This is a genomic window from Pseudomonas sp. SJZ074 (assembly GCF_007828215.1).
In the GTDB taxonomy this organism is placed as follows: Bacteria; Pseudomonadota; Gammaproteobacteria; order Pseudomonadales; family Pseudomonadaceae; genus Aquipseudomonas.
Window position 1 is genome coordinate 287,652 of record NZ_VIUE01000004.1, and the last position, 20,646, is coordinate 308,297.

A 20,646-nucleotide genomic window follows, 5' to 3' on the forward strand; every position below is an offset into this window, starting at 1 on the left:
GACGCCAGGGGCCAAGAATAGCGTTCACGTCACGCTTTTGCACAACCCCCGGCCAGGATCCGCAGGTCCAGGCGCCCGTCCAGCAACGGTGGGCACCAGTAGTAGCCGCCGGTGATCGGCCGGCTCATGCGGTACAAGCCATCGGTAATGCCATCTTCAAGGCCACTCATGCGTCGCAGTTGCGCCTCGAAAGCGTCCAGGGAGAAACCGAACGCGAGGAACATCAGGCCGGCGCGATCGCCTTCGATCCACGGCATGGAGCGGCGCACGAGGAAGGCTTGCGGCGCGAAGCTTTCCTGGGCGGTGCGTTTGACGTGGGCCGACTCCGGCGCATCGTCGAGCTCTTCGTTGTCGCTCAGCCGCCGGCCCATGATGTTGTCACGCTCGTGGGGTTGCAGGGCGGCGAAACCGTCCAGGTCGTGTTGCCACTGCTGGATCGCCGCGAAACTGCCACCGCGCAGACCGTCGGTGCCTTGGGCCAGGGCTGCGGCGATGGCGGCTTCATCGTGGGGGTTCTCGGTGCCGTCTTCGTAACCTGTCAGGTCATGGCCGGTCATGTGACGGAAGGTTTCGTTCATTTGCACCAGGCGCAACGCCGGTGCCAGCGCCGCCTCGATGGCGCGGCTGCGGTGCAGCAGTTCGCCACGGTCTTCGCCGTGCAGCCAACACCACAGCGCGTGCTGGGTCGAAGGATTGTCCACGCCCACACCCGCCAGCGCAGGAAATGCCCGCAGGCCTTCGATCTGCGCGCCCAGCGCCTGGACCAGCGACTCGCCGAAACCGATCACGCCACGACCGTCCAGTTGCAGCACCAACCTGTCGATCGCAGCCGGCAACGCCTCGACCGATTCCAGGGCGAAAAACAAATGACGAGCCTGAGGCGGAACAGGGGTGGCGAGAATGCCGGGCTGGTAGTAACTCATGTGAACTCCTCTAGAAAGAGCGCAAGTCTACCCGGCGGCCGTGGATTTGTGGTGGTTTGCCAACGGGGAACCTGCCTATGCAACCCAGGCTTTTTGTAGGATTTCTCTTTCGCCTCCGTCGGATGGCTCGGAACCTGTCCCGAAGCGAAAGACCTCGGGTTGCCTGACCGCCGAAAACTTCCTAGAGTGCGCTCCAAAGCTTGCACCCCAACGGTGCATTGAGCCGCTCAAGGCTGCCGGATGCAGAGCGGCTTGAACTCTCGCCATTCATGGAGACCGGTCAACATGCGCATGACCCGATCGATACTCGCGGGCACCTTTCTGCTGGGCTGTGGAATGATGCCGGGCTTTGCCCAGGATCGCCTCGAAGACACCGTCAATGCAGTGATCGAACCCTTGATGAAACGGCAGGACATAGCCGGCATGGCCGTGGCGATCACGCTGGACGGCCAACCTCACTATTTCAACTACGGCGTGGCCTCCAGGGAAACGAAACAGCCGGTCACCGAACAGACCCTGTTCGAAATAGGCTCGGTCAGCAAGACCTTTACCGCGACCCTCGGCGCCTATGCCCAGGCCCAGGACAAACTGTCCCTGTCGGACCCGGCCGGCCGCTACGCCCCCGAGTTACAGGGTAGCGTCCTGGAGAACGTCAGTCTGCTCAACCTCGCCACCTACACCGCCGGTGGATTGCCGTTGCAGTTTCCCGACAGCGCGGACCACCCGGACCGGATGTTCGGCTACTACAAGACCTGGAAACCGCTTTACCCGGCCGGTACCCAACGGCTCTATTCGAACCCGAGCATCGGCCTGTTCGGCTATCTGGCCGCTCGCAGCCTGGATCGCCCTTTCGATGATGCAATGGAACAGACGTTGATGCCGGGCCTGGGCCTCAAGCACAGCTATCTGCGGGTGCCGGCGTCAGAGTCGAGCCGATACGCCCAAGGCTACGCGAAAGACGGCAAGCCAGTCCGGGTCGGTCCCGGGGCAATGGACTCCGAGGCCTATGGCGTGAAGACCAGCACCTCGGACCTGATCCGTTTCCTTGAAGCCAACCTGCGACCGGAAACACTGGCCCCTGACCTGCAACAAGCCATCGCCACCACCCACACCGGGTTCTACCAGGTCGGCGGCATGACCCAGGGGTTGGGCTGGGAGTTCTACCCTTATCCGGTGACGGTCAGCCAGCTGTTGGCGGGTAATTCGGTGGAAATGGCCATGCAGCCGAACAAGGTCGAACCTCTCGACCCGCCCCGCCCTGCCCCGGACAACGCATGGATCAACAAGACCGGATCAACTGGCGGTTTCGGCGCCTATGCGGCTTTCGTGCCTGGCAAGAACATGGGCATCGTACTGTTGGCGAACAGGAACTATCCCAACGAGGAACGGGTGAAGGCGGCGCACCGGATCCTGACGGCGTTGGAGGAGCGATAAGGCAAGAGGTAACTGCCGGAGCAAGCTTTGCTCCAACAGCTGCCATCATCTCCTTGAGAGTCAATCATCCAACGGCTTTACAGCCGTAGGCTTGGTTGTCTTGCCGGGTTTCGCGCCCTTCGTGTCCTTGGCCGGTGCAGCTTCGGGGGCTGGAGGTGGTGCTGGAGGCGTTGCTTCTTTTTCTGCTGCGGGCAACTTGTCGACGGTGTCGAACAGCTCCTTCAGTTCGATCGCCCCGGAATGTTCAAGCTTCTTTTCTCCATCCTTGCCCACCAGGATGATCTTGGTCTGGGCTCCGGCCCCCAGCTTGAGTGATCGGATCAACGCCATGGTGCTTTGGGGGTCCAGATCCTTACCGTCGCGCTGCCCAATGGTATTGAGCACGGTATAGAGCACCATGTTGCGCTCGGAAAAACCCTTCTTGCCCGCTGGTTCGTCCAGGGCTTTTTTCAGGCTGACCCACGCAGGGTCCACGGTGCTGGGCGCGATGACAATCAGGGACCGGGACCTGCCCACCTCCGCCACCAGGGGTGAGTCACCATCAGCGGCGAACAGAGGGCCGGCGATGGCCAGCAAGGTTGCCAAGGTCAACGACCGAATGAGCATGCGCCTCTCCTTTTGATATTTACGCTGTACTGATTGCACAGGGCGGCAATTGTTCCGCGAGAGAGTCGCCCAATATTGCGCCGGCCTGCCATGAAGCTTAGGTCAGCGGGGTCATTGCGCAACCGTGGTGCGGGAGGGCAATTGCGATGCAAGGGCCTGACACGAACTCTGGTGGGAGCGGGCTTGCTCGCGAAGGCGGCGTGTCAGTCAATAAAATATCCACTGATACACCGCTTTCGCGAGCAAGCCCGCTCCCACATTGATCATCGAAACCTTGCAGACTTATCAGAACGCCAACTTGAACCCGATCATCGCCAGCATCACCGCCAGGCACGGGCGCAGCAGTTCGTCAGAGATACGTCCCGACAGATGACTGCCCAGGTAGATACCCGGTAAGGAGCCAACCAGCAAATAACCGAGGATGTGCCAGTCCATGTTGCCCATGCTCGCATGGCCCAGACCGGCCACCAGGGTCAGTGGCACGGCGTGGGCGATTTCGGTGCCCACCAGGCGCTTGGTGACCAGGAACGGGTAGAGAATGAACAACGCGACGGTACCCAGGGCGCCGGCACCAATGGAGGTCAACGCGACCATCGTACCCAGCACCAGGCCGGTGATGACCGTGAGCACATTGAGCCGCGCACCGGAGGGGTTGTAGTGACCGCCCGCACGATCATGGGCGAATTGCAGCAGGCGCTTCTTGAACAGGATCGCCAGGGCAGTCGCGAACAGCACGAAGCCCAGGGCCTGCTTGATGACAGCGTTCATGGCGTCCGGCGAACTGTGCAGGGTACTGAGAAACCACAGCGTCAGCCCGACCGCCGGCACACTGCCCAAGGTCAGCCAACCGGTGATCGCCCAATCGATATTGCGATTTCTGGCATGCACCAGCACGCCGCCGGATTTGGTAATGGCCGCGTACAGCAAATCCGTACCCACGGCAGTCGCAGGGTTGATACCGAACCACAACAGAATGGGAGTCATCAGCGAACCGCCGCCGACACCGGTCATTCCGACGATGAAGCCGACCACCAGGCCCGCTACGACTAAACCGACATTACCGAAATCCATCAAACCCGTCTCAGCATAACCGCGTGGAAAATCTCGCCGCGAGCATAGCGATTTTTCTTATAACCGCCCTATAACGTTGTGATCTATCTTTATGCCTTTTCCTAAAAACCTACTGAACCGGCAAGAAGTTGAGGAACAGCAGGCTCTGGGCGTAGTTCAGCCCGATCCGCCGGTAACGCTCATCCAGCATCTGCGTGAGCAAGTCCAGTCGCGCGACGATTTTGCCGAACTCCACGGCGAAACTCAGGTTGCTGCCCTCCTCCGAGATCTCGTTGGAAAACAGCAGCAGATTGCCGTCCTTGTCCTGTCGCTGGCTCAGTATCCAGGTGGCTTTTTCGATATTGCGTGCCGCGTTGCTGACAAAGCGCGGGTCGATGGTGTCGGTCATGTAGAACTCGAGCCGGTTGCCATGGGCCGTCACCAGCATGCTGCCGATGGCATAGATGAAGGCCCCGACCCGATCGCCGAGGAACTCAGGGCTCATGGCGTAGCTCAGGGCCGCCAGGTCCTTCTTGCCGCCCAAGGTCGGCAAGGGTTGCTGCTGCTCGATGGCCATGCGCACTTGTTTTTCCGCGGTGCGGGCGTCGAGGAAACCGGATTTGCGCAACTCTTGGGGATTGCGCAGGTAAAGCTTGTTCATCAACAGGTAGAGGCTTTGCAGATTGTCGTGCATCGACAACGTGGCCATGCGGTCGACGCTGGTCTGCAAGAACTCCTGGGGCCGGGCGTTACTGAACTGAGTGACCATGTCCTGGCCCTGCTGGTGGCTGCAACCACCACTGAGCAATATCAACGCCCCACCCAGCAGCACGGGACAGCGACGTCGCAACATCATCAGACAGTAGGAAACACCGGCCATTGAATCTCGATCTGGGCATGGGGAAGCGGTGGGGAGTCGCCGCTTCCTGGCCATGGATAGAGCGGCAAAAAACCTAAAAGTGCAGTCCTGCCTGCCGGGCCTGACGTTTGGGCAAGACTCGCCTCGCTTAATTAGTATTACTTTTTAATTGATAAATTTCGATTTTTGGCTATAAATCCCTTCTCAACCCTTAAATAGATAGACTACTGAACAGAAAAACCCTCACCGCTGTCCGACCAAGTAACCGACTCGACCCGCGTTCAAAACAACAACAAAACCACAAGAAGGAAGGTCTACCATGCTTGAATCCAGACATCTGCTCACGGCCCTCGGAGTGTCTCTGATGATCGCCACTTCTGCCTCCCAGGCCGCCGGCCTGACCAACGAACGCGCCGCGTTCGGCAAGACCGACGATGGCACCGCGGTGGAAAAATATGTACTGCGCAACAGCCATGGCATGGAGGCCACCGTCATTACTTACGGCGGGATCCTCCAGTCGTTGATCGTGCCGGACAAACACGGCAAGGCTGCTGACGTGGTGCTCGGTTTCGATGATGTCCAGGGCTACCAGAAGAACGGCAACGTGTATTTCGGCGCGACCATCGGCCGCTTCGGCAACCGTCTGGCCGACGGCGCATTCGAACTGGACGGCAAGCGCTATCAGGTCCCCCAGAATGACCATGGCAACTCCCTGCACGGCGGACCGCAAGGGTTCGACAAACGCGTCTGGAAAGCCGTGCCGCATAACGGCAAGGACTCGGTGGGCGTGACTCTGACCTACCTGTCGGCGGATGGCGAGATGGGCTTCCCAGGTGCCCTGACGACCGATGTCACCTACAGTCTCACCGAACAGAACGAGCTGCGCATCGACTACAAGGCCACCACCGACAAACCCACGGTGCTGAACCTGACCAACCACAGCTATTTCAACCTCGCCGGTGCCGGTAACGGCGACATCCTGAAACAGGTCGCCACCCTGTACGCCTCCCACTACACCCCTGTGACCGCCAAACTCATCCCCACCGGCGAACTGGCGCCCGTGGCCGGCACGCCCATGGACTTCACCAAGCCCACCGCCTTCGGTACCCACATCAAGGCTGACCACCCACAACTCAAGTTCGCCGAACCGAAACAGGGTGGCTTCGATTTCAACTGGGTACTGGATACTCAGGGTGACGTGAGCAAACCGGCCGCCGATGTCTACGACCCGCAGTCGGGGCGCCGCTTGCAGCTCTACACCACCGAGCCCGGTGTGCAGCTCTACACCAGCAACTTCCTCGATGGCACCGTCAAGGGCAAACAGGGCAAGGTCTATCCGCACTGGGGTGCATTCACCCTGGAGACCCAGCATTTCCCCGACTCTCCAAACCAGCCGAAATTCCCATCCACGCGGCTTGATCCGGGCCAGACCTACACCCAGACCATGGTGCTGAAGTTCTCTGCGAAATAACCCTCTGATCGCTCCCACATTAGCCGCCAGGAGTGTGGGAGCGAGCCTGCTCGCTCCCACAGGGAACGGCGCAGGCTTCTCGTCGATCGAGCTGAACACTTGGTCTATCCTGCTGCCACGCGTCTGACGTTCAAGCACATAGGAGACAGGCATGAGGACTCTGGAGTTGGCCGGCGTATCCGTCCCCCTGATCGGCCAGGGCACCTGGCACATGGGTGAGGAACCGTCCGACCACAAGAAAGAAGTTGCCGCCCTGCGCCAGGGCATCGAACTGGGCATGACCCTGATCGACACGGCGGAAATGTACGCTGAAGGCGGTGCCGAAACCGTCGTGGGCGAAGCGATCACCGGCCTGCGGGACCAGGTGTTCCTGGTCAGCAAGGTCTACCCCCATAACGCCAGCCGCAAAGGCATTCCACTGGCCTGCGAACGCAGTCTGCGGCGACTCGACACCGACTACATCGACTTGTACCTGCTGCACTGGCGCGGCCAATACCCGCTTGAAGAAACCGTCGAAGCCTTCGAACGCCTGCGCGAAGAAGGCAAGATTGGCCGCTGGGGTGTATCGAACTTTGATGTGGAGGACCTTGAAGAACTGGCTTCACCGACCTGCGCTACCAACCAGGTGCTGTACAACCTGCAGGAGCGGGGTATCGAATTCGACCTGCTGCCTTGGTGTCGGCAGCGCTCCATGCCAATCATGGCCTACTGCCCGGTCGGCCAGGGTGGGCATCTGCTCAAGGACCACACTCTGCGGGAGATCGCCGAGCGCCACGGTGCGACGCCGGCACAAATTGCACTGGCCTGGTTGTTGCGCCAGGACAATGTCATCGCCATTCCCAAGGCCGTGCAACCGGAACATGTGCGCTTGAACGCCGAAGCAGCGAACCTGCAATTGGCGCCCCAGGATCTGGCCGCCCTGGATCTGATCTTTCCGCAACCCCAGGGCAAGCAGCGCTTGGCAATGGTGTGACGAACTACCCGCCGGGTCGAGGAATCATGCCTGGCGGGGCCATCCTCAGAACAACCCCATCTGCCCGCCCACCAAGGTCAGGAAATCATCCCCCACGAACGGCAGGATCGCATCCGCCACCGGTTGCAGCTGTTTGCTCACGTAGTGGTCATAGTCGATGGCGGCGCTGCGGGTTTCCAAGGGCTCGGGGCCGGCGACGGTGATGACATAGCTGATCCAGCCACCGTTCTGGTATTGCCGCGGGCGGCCCTGGCGGTGGTTGAACTCGTCGGCAATCCGCGCCGCTCGCACGTGGGGCGGGACATTGCGTTCGTAGTCATCCAGCGGTCGACGCAGGCGCTTGCGGTAGACCAATCGCTCATCGAACGCTCCGGCGAGAGTCTGGTGAACGTAATCGCGCACGTAATCCTGGTAAGGCTTGCGATGGAAGATCCGCTCGTACAGTTCCTGCTGGAATTGCCGGGCCAGCGGCGACCAGTCGGTGCGTACAGCCTCCAGCCCCTTGTAGACGATTTCGTCGCTGCCGTCGGCACGGGTGACCAGCCCGGCGTAGCGTTTCTTGCTGCCCTCCTCGGCGCCACGGATCGTCGGCATCAGGAAACGCTTGAAGTGGGTTTCGAACTGCAGCTCCAACGCACTCTGCAACCCGAACGTCTCATGCACGTATTCGCGCCACCACTGGTTGACGTACGCCACCAGCTCACGACCGATGCTGGCGGCCTCGTCCTGGCCGTGGGCTCGGCGCAGCCAGACGAAGGTGGAGTCGGTGTCACCGTAGATCACCACATGCCCCCGGGCTTCGATCAACTGCCGGGTCTGCTGCATGATCTGGTGGCCGCGCAAGGTAATGGATGACGCCAACCGTGGGTCGAAGAAACGGCAGCCGCTGGAGCCGAGGACACCGTAGAAGGCGTTCATGATGATCTTCAAGGCCTGGGACAGCGGCGCGTTGTGTTCGCGCTTGGCGGTCTCCCGGCCTCCGGCCACGCGCGCGACGATGGACGGCAGGCAATGCCGGGTACGCGAGAACCGTGCGCCACGAAAGCCCGGCACCGACTCGCGGTCGTCGGGGTGGCGCAGGCCTTCGATCAAGCCCACCGGGTCGATGAGGAACGTGCGAATGATCGACGGATACAGGCTCTTGTAGTCCAGCACCAGGACCGATTCGTAGAGTCCGGGCTGGGAGTCCATGACGAAACCGCCCGGGCTGGCCTGGGGCGGGCGCTGGCCAAGATTCGGTGCGACGAACCCCTGGCGGTGCATCAGCGGCATGTACAGGTGCGTGAAGGCCGCCACCGAACCGCCGCTGCGGTCCGCCGGCAGGCCGGTCACACTGGCCCGTTCCAGCAGGAACTTGAGCAGCTCGGTCTTGGCGAAGATCCGCGTCACCAACTCGCAGTCTTTGAGGTTGTAGCGAGCCAGGGCCGGCTTGTCCTCGGCGAACATGCGGTTGATCTCGTCCATGCGCTGGTAAGGGGTGCCGATGGCCTTGCCCTCCCCCAACAGCGTCTGGGCGACATTTTCCAGGCTGAACGAAGGGAAGCTCCAGGTGGCCGAGCGCAGGGACTCGATGCCGTCGATGATCAACCGACCGGCCGCCGAAGCAAAAAAGTGGTTGTTGCGCGCACCATGTTCGCGCCACTGCATCTCCTCCCCACCTCGCCCCAGGCGCAACGGCACGGCCAGCCGCCGGGCATGCTCGTGCAGCACGCGCAGATCGAACTGCACCAGGTTCCAGCCGATGATCGCGTCGGGGTCGAACCGGGCGAACCAGTCGTTGAGTTTCTTCAGCAGCACCGTGCGGGAATCACAGTATTCAAGCTGAAAATCCACATCGCTGTCGTCGCCGTTAGGCGGGCCAAGCATGTACACCTGACGCTCGCCGCAACCCTCCAAGGCAATGGAATACAGTTCACCCTGGGCCGTGGTCTCGATATCCAGGGACACCAGGCGCAACGCCGGGCGGTAATCAGGCGCCGGTTTCATCTGGGCGTCCAGCAACAGACCGTTGGCGCCCGGCGTACCGCTGAACCAGACCGGCGCGGTGATGAATCGCTCCATCAGGTAGCGCTCCGGCGGCCGGATATCGGCCTCGAACACCTCCACGCCGGCGCGCCGCAGGGTCGTGTCCAGGCGCATCAGTTGGGCGTGCTGGCGGCAATACAGGCCCAGTACCGGTCGATGCTCGAAATCCAGCAGGTCAAGGGGGCGCAGTTCGATGTCCTTCTCCCCTTGCAGCAGGGCTTCGACCTGGCCACGCTGGAGCTGCGGCACGAACGCCACCGACGGCTGCACCGCCAGCCGCACACGCCGGGGCCCGGCGTCTGTCGCCAGCCAGAACTCGACTTCGGTGCCCGCCGGGGTGTCGCGCCAATGCCGGGTCAGGACGAAGCCCTGCTGTAAATCCACCGCGGTGACCTCGAATCTTGGGTAAGGGGGTGATTCTACCGCCATCTCTCAGGCAAGCAGTGAACCTGTGTGGCGAGGGGATTTATCCCTTCGCCACAATGATAAATTCACTGCCGATGGCGTTTTTGGACGACTGGCCGCCGTTTTACCGCTTGCCCTGCGCCGCTGGGTCTACGATTCTTTAACAACACCTGCAAAAACACCCCCGAGGCCCCTCCCAATGAAAACCGTCGCGCAGTTGCTCCGGATGAAGGACGAGAAGAACCAGCATGTGCACACCATCTCACCGGACGACATGGTGTTGCAGGCCCTGATGCGCATGGCCGAGAAAAACGTCGGCGCCTTGTTGGTGGTGAAGAACGATGAAGTACTGGGGATCATCAGCGAGCGCGACTATGCGCGCAAGATGGTCTTGCACGGCCGCTCCTCGGTGGGCACGAAGGTCAGCGACATCATGGTATCCCCCGTGATCACCATCGATCCGCACCAGACCGTCGAGACCTGCCTGAGCATCATGACCGAAAAGCACCTGCGGCATTTGCCGGTGGTGGATGACGGTAAACTCGTCGGCCTGCTGTCCATCGGTGACCTGGTCAAGGAAGCCATTGCCGAACAGGCGAACCTGATCCAACAACTGGAGCAGTACATTCGCGGCGAATGATCGGCTCGCCAGGTTGCTCATTCCCAACCCACTTCTATATTGAAGGGGTTGTCCCTGCCCGAGCACCCTGATGGCCGACACCGAGCGACTGATCATTTGCGAACATTGCGATGCGGTGTACGAGCCGGTGGAGCTCGTCCCGCATCAAAAAGCCTCGTGCGTGCGATGTGGCGCGGTGATTCAGCGCTATAACGGCCTGACCATCGAAAAACGCCTGGCCTTGAGCGTGACGGCGGCGGTGTTGTGGGCCTTCGCCAACGTCTACCCGGTGATGAGTATCCATTTCCAGGGCCTGAGCAACAGCGCCACCCTGTGGGACTCCATCGTAGCCCTGAGCCAGGGGCCCATCACCTTCATCGCCCTGGTGGCAGCGGTGGCGATCATCGTCGCACCGGTCCTGCAATTGACGCTCCTGCTCTGGGTGCTCGGTCATGCCTACGTCAACCGCCGTGCGCCGGGGTTCAACCTGTGCATGCGCAGCCTGGAAACCCTTCGACCATGGAGCATGCTGGAGGTCTGCCTGCTCGGTGCTTTGGTGGCGGTCATCAAACTTGCCGGAATGCTCGACGTATTGCCGGGCATCGGTCTGTTCGCCCTGGCGGCCTTGAGCCTGCTGATGATCCGGATTGCCGGGCGCGATGTGCGCGACCTGTGGAGCAGCCTGTGAACGGTGAACCGCTGGATACCCCGCCCCAGGCCAGTGATCTGGACCTGTGCCTGTGCCACGGCTGCGGCCTGGCCTGCGACATGACCGACGAGCCCCAGACCTGCCCGCGCTGCGACGCCGCCCTGCACCGGCGCAAACCCGATGCCCTCACCCGCACCTGGGCCTACATGCTGGCCGCGCTGGTGTTCTATGTCCCGGCCAACCTGCTGCCGGTGATGAATACCCGGATGCTCGGGGATGGCGCCGACAGTACGATCATCAGCGGCGTGATCGAGTTCTGGCGCAGCGGCGCCTGGGACATCGCCCTGATCATCTTCATCGCCAGCATCGCCGTGCCCGGCATCAAGTTCGTGGTACTGACGCTGCTGCTGGTCACCGTGCAACGCCGCAGCAATTGGGCCCAGCTCCAGCGGGCCAAGCTGTACCGGCTGGTAGAGGTCATCGGCTACTGGTCGATGCTCGATGTGCTGGTAGTGGCCCTGGTGGCAGCGCTGGTGAAGTTCCAGGCACTGAGCGATATCGAACCGCGGCCGGGGATCCTGTTCTTCGGACTCGTCGTGCTGCTCACCATGCTGTCGGCTATGAGTTTCGACCCACGGCTGATCTGGGACACCCCACCCTCGGAGGAGGCCATGGATGAAATCGCAAGCCACTGACAGACAGCAACCCGCACCGGGTCGCGCCCACGTCACCAGCCGCCGCTGGTCGGTGTCGCTGGTGTGGATCGTGCCGATCATTGCGGTGCTGGTGGGCCTGTCCCTGGTGATTCAAAACTGGTTGCAGGAAGGTCCGACCATCACCATTACCTTCAAGACTGGCGAAGGCCTGACCGCCAACAAGACCGCGGTGAAATATCGCAACGTGGTGATCGGCCAGGTCACGGACGTACAGCTGAGCGACGACCAGAAGAACGTCACCGCCACGGTCAAGCTGGCCAAGAATGCCGATACGTTCACCCATGAGGACTCGGTGTTCTGGGTGGTCCGGCCGCGCATCGGCGCCGGCGGCATTTCCGGGATCGACACACTGCTGTCCGGGGACTTCATCGGGGCCGATGCGGGGCATTCGAAAGTACGCGCCAAGTCGTTCACCGGCCTTGAGGCACCGCCGCCGATCACCTACGGCGAACCGGGCAAGCGCTTTACCCTGCACTCCCAGGACCTCGGCTCGCTGGACATCGGCTCGCCGGTGTACCTGCGCAAGATTCCGGTGGGCCAGGTGGTGTCCTACGGGCTGGACGCCGACGGCAAGGGCGTCAATATCGAAGTGTTCATCAACGCACCGAACGATGCCTATGTCACCGAAAACACCCGATTCTGGAACGTCAGCGGCGTGGACCTGAATGTCGGCGCCAATGGTTTCGCGGTCAGGACCGAATCGCTCTCGGCATTGCTGGTCGGCGGCATCGCGTTCAGGGCACCGGAATACAGCCCAAACGACACGCCGGCGGCCGAAGACAAGCACTACGAACTGTTCGCCGACCAGCAAAGCGCCCTGGCACCACCCAGTGGCAAGGCGCAATACCTGGCGCTCCGTTTCGATCAGGCGCTGCGCGGCTTGAAGGTCAATGCCCCGGTGGAATTCCTCGGCGTGGAAGTGGGCAGGGTCGTCGCCATCAACTTGGATTTCGACGAAAAGCAACGCAGCTTTCCAGTGAATGTCGGTGTGGTGATCTACCCCCAGCGTCTGGGCAAAGCCCACGAGAAACTGCTCAAGGCGCTTAATCACGACCCGGAAGATGAAGCCGCCTCGGCCCGCCTGATCGGCAGTTTCGTCGAGCGAGGCTTGCGCGCACAGGCCCGCAGCGGCAGTCTGCTGACCGGGCAGCTGTACATTTCCCTGGATTTCTATCCCAAGGCTGAAAAGGTCGCTTTCGATCCCAACGCCCGCCCCGTCCGTATCCCGACCATCCCCGGCAGCCTCCAGCAATTGCAGGAGCAACTGCAGTCGGTGGTCGAGCGGATCAACAAGCTGCCGCTGGAAAGCATCGCCAGCAACCTGGATGGCAACCTCGTGGAATTGCGCAAAGGCTTGAAGCAATTCAACGGCAAGACCCTGCCAGGCGTGCAGAACACCTTGCAAGACGTCAGCAAGACCCTGCAATCGGCCAACGACACGCTGGCCGAAGACTCGCCACAGCGCGAACAATTGAGCCAGACCCTCGACGATCTCGGGCGCATGTCGCGCTCGCTGCGTGAACTGTCCGACTACTTGAGCCGTCATCCCGAATCGCTGCTGCGCGGTCGTCCCAAGGACGCCCCCCTCACGTTCCCGGTGAAAGAATGACTACAGGAGCGCCTGCCATGCCGCCGATGCTGAAACCCGCCCTGCTCGCCGTGGCGCTGCTGCTCGGCGCCTGTCGCAGCGATCCGATTCATTACCACACCCTGAGCCCAGTCCAGCCGACAGGCAAACCGCCTTCCAGCGTCGATATCCGGGTCGAGCAGGTCAACGTCCCGCCTCAGGTAGATCGCCCCCAGGTGGTCATTCGTCAGGGCACCAGCGGGCTGGCGATCCTGGAGACTGAATGGTGGGGTGCCAGTCTGGCGGATGAGCTGCGCAGCAGCCTGGAGGAACAACTGAGCAACCCTGGCGCACCGAAGGTGCTACTGCGGGTAGACGTACAACGCTTCGATTCGATCCCCGGCCAGTACGCTCGCATGGACGTGCAATGGCGCCTGCGCAACCTCAGCGACGACGCCCACGCTTTCACCTGCCGCAACCACCTGCAGACGCCTGCCGGAAGCACCCTCGACGAGCTGGTGCTGGCCCATCAGAACAACGTCCGGCAGTTCGTCGACCTCGTCGCCCAGGCGGCCACTCGAAAGACATGCCCATGACCTTTCGGGCATGCCTACGAAGGCCAATGCAGTGACAACACCGGGGCCACACGCGGATGCTGGTCGATACGCTCCAGCACCGCGTGAAATTCCGGTCGTGCACTGAGCATCGCCTCTCGCGTTCCGGCCCACTTGGTAATCACCGCAGCGAGAATATCCAGCGCTCCCGGCTCGGCGCCGCTGAAAAACGGTTGCGCCGGAAACTGATCGGCAAACAGCGCCCAGTTGCGATACAAGCGTTGCTTCGTGCCCGATACCAATTGCTGCCGGGTCGCCTCATCCGCCTCGACCAGCCAGCGCTCCGGAAAATCGATGATACCGATGGGCGTGTAGCAATTGGCGACGATGTAAACCAGACCCCGTATGGCTTGTGCACGCTGGAGCGGGTCTTCAGGCAACAACTTCGATTCCGGATAGGCCAGCCCGAGGTGGATCAGAATGGCTGCGGCTTCGGTCAGCACCGAACCGTCCGGCAACTGCAAGGTCGGGACCTGTTTCTGCGGATTCAAGGCCTCGAGTGCTGTGGCCGCGTCATTGTTTTCAGTCGAATAGGCATCGACCCGGCGATAGGGCACACCACATAGGCACAGAGCAATCTCCACGGCCGAAGAACCGGATTGCCTGTAGCCGAATAACTGATACATAAGCCTGCCTCCTGGGAAGGTTCAGTCGATAGAACCCTGCGCACGCCCAATGTTCCACGCCGTGGACGACCTGTACATCGACCAGCTATCACCGCCATCGATGGTCACCATCACGTCAATGAAGTTCTCATGATCACTGCTCGACGCAACAATGGCCCCACACAAACCCACTGCATCCCCGGAGCACACCATCATGAAACGCCAAATCATCCTCAGCCTCGCTTTCTCGGTTCTGGCAGCCAACGCATTCGCCGCTTCTTCCCACCCGGTCGTTGCCGAAGGTGGTTCCGATCGACTGATTGAAAACCGTGTCGCTGAAGGTGGTTCGGATCGTTTGATCGAGAACCGTGTCGCTGAAGGTGGTTCGGATCGTTTGATCGAGAACCGCGTTGCCGAAGGTGGCTCGGATCGTTTGATCGAGAACCGCGTTGCCGAAGGTGGCTCGGATCGTTTGATCGAGAACCGCGTTGCCGAAGGTGGCTCGGATCGTTTGAGCGAAAACCGCGTCGCTGAAGGTGGTTCCGATCGCTTGAGCGAGAACCGTGTCGCTGAAGGTGGTTCGGATCATCTGGCCCAGAACCGCGCATGACCTGCCGCCCTGCTCTGCCCGAAAAAAGCCCGGTCTTATCCACCGGGCTTTTTTTATGGTCGCCGTTCGCTACCGTCCCGCCGACCGCGCCATGCATCGCTGATAGCGCTCGTCTACCCGCTTGGCAAACCATGCGGTGGTCAGCTTGCGGGTGATTTTCGGGCTCTTGAGGACGATCCCCGGCAACACCGCACGGGGTAACGGCTTACCCTCGGCCTTTTCAGCCAGTTCGAAGACGCCCTTGTAGAGTTTGCTGTCCTCGAATGCCAGGCTGCCACCCTGCTCCAACTGATCGCGAATGGTCGGGTTACGCATTCCCAACGATTTCCCAAGGGTGCGCACCGCCAGCTCGGTGCTGCCGGGCATGATGGAGTCATGCAGGATCAGGTCACCGTCGAGTGCCAGGGAAATACCTGAGGCGCGACTCACTGCATGCTGGAAGGCCGCGTTGCGGCTGGCGTACCAACCGGCATTGAAATCGGCGAAGCGATACAGCGGCTCGGTGTAGCTGACTGGATATCCCAACAAATGCGCAATGCCGAAGTACATCCCACCGCGTCGACTGAACACTTCCTGGCGAATCGACCCGTCCACCGGATAAGGATAATTTCGGGCATTGGCCTGGGCGAAGGCAATACTGACCTGCATCGGCCCGCCGGTGTGCACCGGGTTGAAACCGTCGAACAGTGTTTTGCCCAGTGGGACCATGCCAATGAAGTCATCGAAAATGCCGCTCAGCTCCTTCTCGCTACGCACCGCGGCGAGCCGGTCGCTGTAGCTCTTGCCATTGGATGAACGCACCTGGAGCGCACCGCTGACCAACAGCCCTGGAATGTGCAGCTTCGCCGCACGGCGGTCGATTTCCTGCCGGGCAATCTTGCCCAGTCCCGGCACCGAGGGGTCGGCCTGGAACGTCGACTCCTGCTCAGCGACAGCCAGTACCGAACAGATATTCTGCGTCGTAGGCGGGATCTGCTGCGCGGCAAACGCGACATAGATGTCCGTGGCCCAGCCTTCGCGATCCGCGGTCTTGGCCGGCAACAACCGCACGATCTGCGCCTTGACCTCGGCGGGCTGGCGTTCAGGCTCCTGGACCTGACGACTGCCGCAACCGGCCAGAATCAACAGCGCCGGGAGAATGAATAACCATCGATTGAAAGGCATAGGGCTCCGTCAGGTTTGTATTCCAGAGCACCATACGATCAAAAGCGGAGGCAGGCTATGCTCCGTCGTTCGACACATGGATAAAACCGGCTCGATAACACCGCAAAACCCATGTGGGAGCGATGGCGAACGCGAATCTTGCGGACAGCTCGCTCCCACAAGGGAATGGTGTGGATCAGATGCCGCTCGATGCCAGGTCCATCGCAAAGTAGGTAAAGATCAGATCCGCCCCTGCCCGCTTGATCGCGCCAAGGCTTTCACGCACCACTCGGGCTTCGTCGATGGCGCCGGCCTGGGCGGCGAATTTGATCATCGCGTATTCGCCACTGACCTGATACGCCGACAACGGAAGGTTCGACGCCTGGCGGATATCACGGATGATATCGAGGTAGGCGCCGGCCGGCTTGACCATCAGCGCATCGGCGCCTTCCTGTTCATCGAGTAGGGATTCGCGCAATGCTTCGCGACGGTTCATCGGATTCATCTGGTAGCTCTTGCGGTCGCCCTTCAACGCGCTGCCGCCAGCCTCACGGAACGGGCCGTAGAGCGCCGAGGCGAATTTGGTGGAATAGGCCATGATTGCCGTCTGGCTGAAGCCGGCTTCATCCAGAGCCTTGCGAATTGCCTGGACCTGCCCATCCATCGCCGCGGACGGAGCAATGACATCGGCACCGGCGCGGGCCGCTGCCACGGCTTGCCGGCCCAGGTTGAACAGGGTCCGATCGTTGTCCACTTCATGCCCATGAAGCACGCCGCAATGACCGTGATCGGTGTATTCACAGAAACACGTGTCGGAAATCACGATCATTTCCGGTACCGCGTCCTTGCAGATCGCGGCCATGCGTGACACCAGCCCATGCTCGTTCCAGGTGTCGCTGCCGTCGCTATCCAGATGATGGGACACGCCAAAGGTCATCACCGACTTGATGCCCGCACGGGCATATCGCTCGATCTCGCCGGCCAGTTTCGACTCAGGAATGCGCACCACGCCAGGCATGCTCTTGATCGGCACGAAGTCATCGACCTCTTCCTCGACGAAAATCGGCAGGACCAGGTCGTTCAGCGTGAACTCGGTTTCCTGGAAAAGACTGCGCAGGTTGGCATTACGACGCAAGCGGCGTGGACGTGCTTCGGGGAACTGGCTGGACATGGGACTCCTGGGCAAATGCGTGTCAATCACAGGGGGCCAAAGCTTATGCCTTGGCCGACCCGGGTACAAACGGCGCCTGGAAAACAGTGTGTTACCGGCAGGGCAATAATCCGCTTACGCGCTCAGCGAACCGTTGATGCAAGTCATTGCCCTTGAACGGCGCATCGCTCCGCTCATTCGGGAATCTTCAAGCCGCGAACCACTGCCGGCCGCGCCAGGAAGCGTTCCAGCACCCGGGTGACGTTGGGGAAGTTCTGGATGCCCACCAGATCGCCGGCCTCATAGAACCCGATCAGGTTGCGCACCCAGGGGAACGTGGCGATGTCGGCAATGGTGTAGCGCTCGCCCATGATCCAGTCGCGTCCTTCCAGGCGACCATCGAGTACCTTGAGCAAACGCTTGCTCTCCTCGACATAACGGTCACGAGGTCGCTTGTCCTCATAGTCCTTGCCGGCGAACTTATTGAAGAAACCCAACTGCCCGAACATCGGCCCGATACCCCCCATCTGGAACATCAGCCACTGAATCGTCTCGTAGCGCGCCGCCGATTCCTGGGCGAGCAGTTGGCCGCTCTTGTCCGCCAGGTAAATCAGGATCGCCCCGGACTCGAACAGCGCCAACGGCTGGTCGCCCGGTCCATGGGGGTCGAGGATCGCCGGGATCTTGTTGTTCGGGTTGAGGGAAAGGAATTCAGGGGAAAGCTGATCGTTGCTGCCGAAATCCACCTTGTGAGGTTCATAGGGCAGGCCGATCTCCTCCAGCATGATCGAGACTTTCACGCCGTTGGGGGTGGGCAGGGAGTAGAGCTGGAGCCACTCGGGGTATTGGGCGGGCCATTTCCGGGTGATCGGGAATTGGGTCAGATCGGGCATGGGGAGCTCCATGGCGGGAGGAAATGCTGGAGCATAATTCAGGACCGGATGGATGGCATCAGGAAATGCCCCTGCTGATACTCACGTTTGCCGGACGGGCCGGAGAAACACGCCAGGGTTGGAAATAAGGTCATTCGCTAAACCTCCATACGTCACACCAATCACGCCGGCCTTTATTAATTTCGCAACATCCTGTCGTTAATCTTCCCCCATCTCACGGAAGAGAGCCGCGGCAGGATCGAACCAAAAGGGCTTCGGGAGACTCAGAGCAATGCCCCGAGGAATCGAAGCGGCGTAATGACAAGGAAAACATCCGAAGCCAGGGCTTCGTGGTGCCAGGGTTTGTCAGCCTGACTCGATGCCTGACTCGAGACAGCCGAAGAACATAATCCGATGATCAATCCCCTGCAGTTCACCAGATACCTCAAACGCCGTTCATGGCTGGTATTGCCGACATCGCTCGTGGTCTGCGGCCTGGTGCTGTCACTGGAATCCAGCGTCAGTCGCGCCCAGCCGGTCGATGGCATCCAGACCCTGGTGTTCCTGCGCCACGCCGAAAAGCCCGCCGGCGGCCTGGGGCAACTCAATTGCCAGGGCCTCAACCGCGCCATCGACCTGGCCACCCTGCTGCCGCAAAAGTTCGGCAAGGCCGACTACGTATTCGCAGCCAACCCGACCCGCAACGTGGAAGAAGGCGAGCGGGATAATTCCTATAGTTATATTCGCCCACTGATGACCATCAGCCCCAGTGCGATCAAGCTCGGGTTGCCGGTCAATATCGAATACTCGGCCAACGACACCAGCGCCCTGGCCGACGAATTGCTGCACGACAAGTACCACAACGCCACCATCTACACGGCCTGGTCCCACGGCTATCTGCCGGAACTGATCAACAAAGTGGCCGGCGAGGCCGTGGGCAAGGAGCAGACCATTACCGAAGACTGGGAGTCCGGGGATTTCGATTCGTTGTATGTCCTGACCCTGACCTGGCACAACGGCAAGGCCAGTCTCTCCAGCCAGAGCTACAAGCAGGGCCTGGATAACGGCCAGCAAACCTGTCCGACGTAAGCGGCGGGCAGGGGTGGAACGGGAGCAAGCGCCCTCGCCACAGCAACCTTCCTCGCCACAGGGTATGATGCGCCTACATCCCTGTTGCCCGGACCTTCTCCATGTCTTTATCTTCTGCCGCTCCCATTCGGGGCTGGTCGTTCTGGTGGAAACCCGCCCTGTTCCTGCTGGTGGCCTGTGTCGGTCTCTACTACGTCAAATGGTCGCCCTATTACCTCAAGGCGTTCGTCGCCGCCGACAACCACAGCATCGGCGGCTCGATCCTCAACGACGCACAGACCGCGCCGCTGATGGCCGCGCTGGCCTACGCCAAGGTGTATTTCCTGGCGATCTGGAAAGCAGCGGTGCTGGCGGTGATCCTGGGCTCCCTGTTGCAGGTACTGATTCCCCGTGACTGGCTGTTGCGCCTGTTCGGCCAGGCCGGTTTTGCCTCGACCTTGCGCGGCGGGCTGTTCGCCCTGCCCGGCATGATGTGCTCGTGCTGCGCGGCGCCGGTGGCGGCCGGTATGCGCCGGCAGAATGTCTCGGTAGGCGCGGCGCTGGCCTTCTGGATCGGCAACCCGGTACTCAACCCCGCGACCCTGGTCTTCATGGGCTTCGTGCTGGGCTGGGGCTTCACCGCCTTGCGGTTGGTAGCAGGTATCGTGCTGGTCTTCGGCGTGTCGATGGTCGCCCAGCGCATCGCCCGGCCCGAAGTTCTGCCCGAGGCGGCCGTAGAGGCGGTGACCGAGGCCAGCGAGGTCGATACACAGCCTTTCCTGGCGCGTTGGGGACGGACCTTGTGGCAGTTGTTCTGGAGCACCATCCCCGTCTATGTGTTGGCCGTGCTGGTCCTGGGCGCCGCACGGGTCTGGCTGTTTCCCCATGTCGATGGCGCCATGGCCAACAGCCTGGTGTGGCTGGTACCGCTGGCCATTGTCGGCACGTTGTTCGTGATTCCCACCGCTGCGGAAATCCCCATCGTCCAAACGATGATGACCCTGGGCATGGGCACCGGACCGGCCGTGGCGTTGCTGATGACACTGCCGAGCATCAGCCTGCCGTCGCTGTTGATGCTGCGCAATGATTTCGATGCCCGGGTGCTGGTGACCGTGGCGCTGCTGACCATGTTGGTCGGCATCGTCTGCGGGTTGATCGGGGCGGTGTTGCTTTAGGCTTCAAGATTTACTGATCCACCGCTATCGCGAGCAGGCTCGCTCCCACATGGGCCTGAGGTGATCGCAGAGGTGTCGTCCATTGCAAATTCCCTGTGGGAGCGAGCCTGCT

The 20,646-nt window shown here is 61.2% G+C and carries 20 protein-coding genes; 11 read left to right on the plus strand and 9 right to left on the minus strand.

Annotated features, from left to right (window positions below; genetic code table 11):
* Positions 1-29: 29 nt before the first annotated feature.
* Positions 30-923 (minus strand): Dyp-type peroxidase, encoded by an 894-nt coding sequence (locus tag FBX99_RS07555; RefSeq protein ID WP_144923561.1) that lies wholly within the window; start codon positions 921-923, stop codon positions 30-32.
* Between the two features lie 285 nt (positions 924-1,208).
* Here FBX99_RS07555 and ampC point away from each other — a divergent pair, with 285 nt between their 5' ends.
* The gene (gene ampC, locus FBX99_RS07560) at positions 1,209-2,357 is read left to right on the plus strand and encodes a class C beta-lactamase (protein ID WP_145131123.1); all 1,149 of its coding nucleotides are present in this window, start codon (positions 1,209-1,211) and stop codon (positions 2,355-2,357) included.
* A 60-nt stretch (positions 2,358-2,417) separates the two neighbouring features.
* On the opposite strand, the gene FBX99_RS07565 is transcribed toward ampC, so the two are convergent.
* The 3 genes from FBX99_RS07565 to FBX99_RS07575 all read right to left on the minus strand — a co-directional run bounded on the left by FBX99_RS07565 (position 2,418) and on the right by FBX99_RS07575 (position 4,869).
* Positions 2,418-2,963 carry a DUF4174 domain-containing protein gene (locus FBX99_RS07565; protein ID WP_144923567.1) on the minus strand — a complete coding sequence of 182 codons (546 nt, stop codon included), beginning with the start codon at positions 2,961-2,963 and terminating at the stop codon, positions 2,418-2,420.
* A gap of 285 nt (positions 2,964-3,248) precedes the next feature.
* Entirely contained in the window at positions 3,249-4,034 is a 786-nt protein-coding gene (locus FBX99_RS07570) for a sulfite exporter TauE/SafE family protein (protein WP_144923570.1), read from the minus strand.
* Between the two features lie 109 nt (positions 4,035-4,143).
* Positions 4,144-4,869, minus strand: a complete 726-nt coding sequence (locus tag FBX99_RS07575) for a hypothetical protein (protein ID WP_256662474.1) — start codon at positions 4,867-4,869, stop codon at positions 4,144-4,146.
* A 322-nt stretch (positions 4,870-5,191) separates the two neighbouring features.
* Between FBX99_RS07575 and FBX99_RS07580 the strand changes: the two genes are divergently transcribed.
* Together FBX99_RS07580 and FBX99_RS07585 are read left to right on the plus strand one after the other, a co-directional pair.
* On the plus strand, positions 5,192-6,343 hold the full coding sequence (locus tag FBX99_RS07580) for an aldose epimerase family protein (RefSeq protein WP_144923576.1): 1,152 nt from the start codon (positions 5,192-5,194) through the stop codon (positions 6,341-6,343).
* A gap of 151 nt (positions 6,344-6,494) precedes the next feature.
* A complete protein-coding gene (locus tag FBX99_RS07585) occupies positions 6,495-7,316 on the plus strand; it encodes an aldo/keto reductase (protein ID WP_145131125.1) in 822 nt (273 codons plus the stop codon).
* Between the two features lie 45 nt (positions 7,317-7,361).
* Here the strand turns inward: FBX99_RS07585 and FBX99_RS07590 are convergent, their stop codons facing one another.
* The gene (locus tag FBX99_RS07590; RefSeq protein WP_178111860.1) at positions 7,362-9,725 is read right to left on the minus strand and encodes a DNA polymerase II; all 2,364 of its coding nucleotides are present in this window, start codon (positions 9,723-9,725) and stop codon (positions 7,362-7,364) included.
* Between the two features lie 220 nt (positions 9,726-9,945).
* Here FBX99_RS07590 and FBX99_RS07595 point away from each other — a divergent pair, with 220 nt between their 5' ends.
* The 5 genes from FBX99_RS07595 to FBX99_RS07615 all read left to right on the plus strand — a co-directional run bounded on the left by FBX99_RS07595 (position 9,946) and on the right by FBX99_RS07615 (position 13,893).
* Complete coding sequence (locus tag FBX99_RS07595; RefSeq protein WP_041020645.1) at positions 9,946-10,386, plus strand: CBS domain-containing protein; 441 nt, start codon at positions 9,946-9,948, stop codon at positions 10,384-10,386.
* 70 nt (positions 10,387-10,456) lie between these two features.
* Positions 10,457-11,053 (plus strand): paraquat-inducible protein A, encoded by a 597-nt coding sequence (locus FBX99_RS07600; RefSeq protein WP_144923585.1) that lies wholly within the window; start codon positions 10,457-10,459, stop codon positions 11,051-11,053.
* Positions 11,054-11,064: 11 nt separating this feature from the next.
* Entirely contained in the window at positions 11,065-11,709 is a 645-nt protein-coding gene (locus FBX99_RS07605) for a paraquat-inducible protein A (protein WP_178111865.1), read from the plus strand.
* Positions 11,690-13,339, plus strand: a complete 1,650-nt coding sequence (locus tag FBX99_RS07610) for an intermembrane transport protein PqiB (protein ID WP_145131129.1) — start codon at positions 11,690-11,692, stop codon at positions 13,337-13,339. Before FBX99_RS07605 ends, FBX99_RS07610 begins: the two co-directional genes overlap by 20 nt.
* A 17-nt stretch (positions 13,340-13,356) precedes the next feature.
* Positions 13,357-13,893: a membrane integrity-associated transporter subunit PqiC gene (locus FBX99_RS07615; RefSeq protein ID WP_145131131.1), complete on the plus strand. Its 537-nt coding sequence runs from the start codon at positions 13,357-13,359 to the stop codon at positions 13,891-13,893.
* 14 nt (positions 13,894-13,907) lie between these two features.
* Here FBX99_RS07615 and FBX99_RS07620 read toward each other — a convergent pair whose 3' ends face one another.
* Entirely contained in the window at positions 13,908-14,537 is a 630-nt protein-coding gene (locus FBX99_RS07620; RefSeq protein ID WP_144923597.1) for a glutathione S-transferase family protein, read from the minus strand.
* Between the two features lie 193 nt (positions 14,538-14,730).
* Here FBX99_RS07620 and FBX99_RS07630 point away from each other — a divergent pair, with 193 nt between their 5' ends.
* Positions 14,731-15,126, plus strand: coding sequence for a hypothetical protein (locus tag FBX99_RS07630; protein WP_145131135.1), 396 nt, complete (start codon positions 14,731-14,733; stop codon positions 15,124-15,126).
* A gap of 69 nt (positions 15,127-15,195) precedes the next feature.
* Here the strand turns inward: FBX99_RS07630 and FBX99_RS07635 are convergent, their stop codons facing one another.
* The 3 genes from FBX99_RS07635 to FBX99_RS07645 all read right to left on the minus strand — a co-directional run bounded on the left by FBX99_RS07635 (position 15,196) and on the right by FBX99_RS07645 (position 18,312).
* Positions 15,196-16,290, minus strand: a complete 1,095-nt coding sequence (locus FBX99_RS07635; protein WP_145131137.1) for a DUF1615 domain-containing protein — start codon at positions 16,288-16,290, stop codon at positions 15,196-15,198.
* Positions 16,291-16,465: 175 nt separating this feature from the next.
* The gene (gene hemB, locus FBX99_RS07640; RefSeq protein ID WP_145131139.1) at positions 16,466-17,440 is read right to left on the minus strand and encodes a porphobilinogen synthase; all 975 of its coding nucleotides are present in this window, start codon (positions 17,438-17,440) and stop codon (positions 16,466-16,468) included.
* A gap of 173 nt (positions 17,441-17,613) precedes the next feature.
* Entirely contained in the window at positions 17,614-18,312 is a 699-nt protein-coding gene (locus FBX99_RS07645; RefSeq protein ID WP_145131141.1) for a glutathione binding-like protein, read from the minus strand.
* 393 nt (positions 18,313-18,705) lie between these two features.
* Between FBX99_RS07645 and FBX99_RS07650 the strand changes: the two genes are divergently transcribed.
* Positions 18,706-19,380: a histidine phosphatase family protein gene (locus tag FBX99_RS07650; protein ID WP_144923615.1), complete on the plus strand. Its 675-nt coding sequence runs from the start codon at positions 18,706-18,708 to the stop codon at positions 19,378-19,380.
* 101 nt (positions 19,381-19,481) lie between these two features.
* Positions 19,482-20,534, plus strand: coding sequence for a permease (locus tag FBX99_RS07655; protein WP_145131143.1), 1,053 nt, complete (start codon positions 19,482-19,484; stop codon positions 20,532-20,534).
* The last annotated feature ends 112 nt before the right edge of the window (positions 20,535-20,646 follow it).

Excerpts from the sequence above, each read along its gene's own strand:
- FBX99_RS07555 (WP_144923561.1), bottom strand. The coding sequence starts at position 923 with ATGAGTTACTACCAGCCCGGCATTCTCGCCACCCCTGTTCCGCCTCAG.
- ampC (WP_145131123.1), top strand. The coding sequence starts at position 1,209 with ATGCGCATGACCCGATCGATACTCGCGGGCACCTTTCTGCTGGGCTGT.
- FBX99_RS07565 (WP_144923567.1), bottom strand. The coding sequence starts at position 2,963 with ATGCTCATTCGGTCGTTGACCTTGGCAACCTTGCTGGCCATCGCCGGC.
- FBX99_RS07570 (WP_144923570.1), bottom strand. The coding sequence starts at position 4,034 with ATGGATTTCGGTAATGTCGGTTTAGTCGTAGCGGGCCTGGTGGTCGGC.
- FBX99_RS07575 (WP_256662474.1), bottom strand. The coding sequence starts at position 4,869 with ATGATGTTGCGACGTCGCTGTCCCGTGCTGCTGGGTGGGGCGTTGATA.
- FBX99_RS07580 (WP_144923576.1), top strand. The coding sequence starts at position 5,192 with ATGCTTGAATCCAGACATCTGCTCACGGCCCTCGGAGTGTCTCTGATG.
- FBX99_RS07585 (WP_145131125.1), top strand. The coding sequence starts at position 6,495 with ATGAGGACTCTGGAGTTGGCCGGCGTATCCGTCCCCCTGATCGGCCAG.
- FBX99_RS07595 (WP_041020645.1), top strand. The coding sequence starts at position 9,946 with ATGAAAACCGTCGCGCAGTTGCTCCGGATGAAGGACGAGAAGAACCAG.
- FBX99_RS07600 (WP_144923585.1), top strand. The coding sequence starts at position 10,457 with ATGGCCGACACCGAGCGACTGATCATTTGCGAACATTGCGATGCGGTG.
- FBX99_RS07610 (WP_145131129.1), top strand. The coding sequence starts at position 11,690 with ATGAAATCGCAAGCCACTGACAGACAGCAACCCGCACCGGGTCGCGCC.
- FBX99_RS07615 (WP_145131131.1), top strand. The coding sequence starts at position 13,357 with ATGCCGCCGATGCTGAAACCCGCCCTGCTCGCCGTGGCGCTGCTGCTC.
- FBX99_RS07620 (WP_144923597.1), bottom strand. The coding sequence starts at position 14,537 with ATGTATCAGTTATTCGGCTACAGGCAATCCGGTTCTTCGGCCGTGGAG.
- FBX99_RS07630 (WP_145131135.1), top strand. The coding sequence starts at position 14,731 with ATGAAACGCCAAATCATCCTCAGCCTCGCTTTCTCGGTTCTGGCAGCC.
- FBX99_RS07635 (WP_145131137.1), bottom strand. The coding sequence starts at position 16,290 with ATGCCTTTCAATCGATGGTTATTCATTCTCCCGGCGCTGTTGATTCTG.
- hemB (WP_145131139.1), bottom strand. The coding sequence starts at position 17,440 with ATGTCCAGCCAGTTCCCCGAAGCACGTCCACGCCGCTTGCGTCGTAAT.
- FBX99_RS07645 (WP_145131141.1), bottom strand. The coding sequence starts at position 18,312 with ATGCCCGATCTGACCCAATTCCCGATCACCCGGAAATGGCCCGCCCAA.
- FBX99_RS07650 (WP_144923615.1), top strand. The coding sequence starts at position 18,706 with ATGATCAATCCCCTGCAGTTCACCAGATACCTCAAACGCCGTTCATGG.
- FBX99_RS07655 (WP_145131143.1), top strand. The coding sequence starts at position 19,482 with ATGTCTTTATCTTCTGCCGCTCCCATTCGGGGCTGGTCGTTCTGGTGG.